The organism is Marinomonas sp. BSi20584, from assembly GCF_002792415.1.
GTDB classification, from domain to species: domain Bacteria; phylum Pseudomonadota; class Gammaproteobacteria; order Pseudomonadales; family Marinomonadaceae; genus Marinomonas; species Marinomonas polaris.
The window spans coordinates 1-341 of the sequence record NZ_KZ454933.1; the positions used below are offsets into that span (position 1 = coordinate 1).

Below are 341 nucleotides of genomic sequence, written 5' to 3' on the forward strand. Positions count from 1 at the left end.
TCCACCGACAACAACACTCAAATTTTCGCCTTGAACTTGTGCTAAACCAAGGGTAGACAAGGCTTCTTCTGCATCGACAAACATGCTCGACATCAGAAATTCTTCGCCTAGTTTCACTTCGTAGATGTCTCTGTCACCAAAGGCAGGAATACGTCGTCTGCGAAGAGATATTTCACCTAAAGATGAGGCTTGGCTGTCGATTTCTTTGAACAATGAAGACATGATTAGGTTGTCCTAAAATACAGTGTAAATGATTAGAAAAGCATAGCGTTTGGCACGCTAATGAATGTTTTGTCCATTGAAGGCTTAACAGTAAACTGCTTTTCAAACCCGTCATGCTC

Annotated in this window: 1 pseudogene; it reads right to left on the bottom strand. The window is 41.6% G+C overall.

Annotated elements, in window-relative coordinates:
- Positions 1-222, bottom strand: a pseudogene (locus TY87_RS22415) (spermidine synthase); the annotation flags it as partial.
- Positions 223-341 lie beyond the last annotated feature (119 nt).